Raw genomic sequence first — 1,549 nt, 5'->3', positions numbered from 1 at the left:
TTGTCGGTTTAGTGATGAGTGTTTATTCAAAAGCTAATGGCTATTTGCCCATCACGGGTGACCTAAAGGACGACATTAAGCAAAAATTGACGCTTGAGTATGCACAGCTTGAAAAGAAGATTGAGAAGTTACCGCAGGATAGCGGCAGCGACACCACACGCCAACGATTAGAAGATATGCAAGCTGATGTACTACAGGCCATACAAAATGTTGATGATGGTTTAGAGAATCCTTATCTCACGCTATTAGGTTTTACCACGCCAGTCACGTTTAATGATTTAATGAGCTTTGAACAGGCGACCAATGGATTTATGGCGCGTGCAATGATTTTTAGCGATTTAGAGACTAATCCTAAACGTAAAACTAAATTCAAAAAAACGCCAATGCCCGTCTATTTGTCGAATGCTTTGCGCAATCTATACGCGCACGGCCACTATGACGCTTTAGAGCGCAATGGAGCGCGTGTACAACATATTGGCGACAAATCCACGCTACCCACAACACAAGACGCTATAGAGCTTTTAAACGAGGTGTATGAGCGTTTTTATAATCTCGCTGAGTACCACAAAGGAACGACGGGCATGGAAGCAATCGCTAGACGTGGTTATGAGTTGGCATCTAAGGTTAGCCTTATTTGTGCATTGCCAAGCGGATTGCGTACTGTTGACCATGTTTGTTACGGGTACGCTTTGGCCATGCAAGATGTTGAGCGCAAAATAAAACTAGCGTACAGCACCGACAATCAAAAGAGCGGCGATGGTTTGGCGGCAAAAGTGCTGTCAATTATTGATAAAGAGCATGGCGAGACGCTTGGTGTCATCTGCAATCGTTTACGCGGAACACCCAAACCACAGGTCGAAACGCTACTAGCTGAGATGGTTGGAAAAGGAATGCTAAAAGCGGTTGAATGTGAAAAAAACCATACAAAAGTTAAATATATACGGTATTACACGGTGTAATCACACATCAACCTGTGTATAACTTTTGTAAATGAAAAAATCCCTTAACAAGGGATTTTTTTTCGCCACCTGTAAAATAGATTGTTTTTTGTTCCGTTTTTTAAAATTTGCCGAGTATGATAGTATTGATAGTGGATTGATAGTTGGCCAAATTTGCAAATTATATTTTTAAAATCAATAACTTATAGCGATAAATAGTATGATAGTATGATAGTTATATATAGTTATATATATATACATCCATCACCATAAAAATATACCCTATACTCTTTTTTAAATTACAATACAGTTACATTAAATTACTTTACTTTATACTATATATATGTTATAATTATATATACTAAATCTATATTTAGGGGTAAGCCTATTCTAAAAAAGGATAGGCTTTTTTTATGCCTAAAATTCCTTGTTTTTAGTATATTAAGACTATCATACTATCATACTATTAAACCCTACAGCCCTTGATAAATATAGATAGTATGATAGCAACCTTTTACTATCGTTACTATCATACTCAACAACATAAAAAACACTGTATTTTGTCCCAAACTAACAGCGACAAACTAACGATAAATACATAAACTAATTTT

At 36.7% G+C, this 1,549-nt stretch carries 1 protein-coding gene; it reads left to right on the top strand.

Features of this window, described 5'->3' with window-relative positions; genetic code table 11:
• The coding region (locus Q0212_RS10555) for a hypothetical protein (RefSeq protein WP_297925221.1) at positions 1-959 on the top strand (959 nt) is incomplete at its 5' end.
• Between the last annotated feature and the right edge of the window lie 590 nt (positions 960-1,549).

The sequence above is a fragment of the uncultured Agitococcus sp. genome (assembly GCF_937920075.1).
Lineage (GTDB): Bacteria > Pseudomonadota > Gammaproteobacteria > Pseudomonadales > Moraxellaceae > Agitococcus.
Note: the sequence above shows the minus strand (reverse complement) of the source record. Positions and strands in the feature narration are given on the sequence as shown.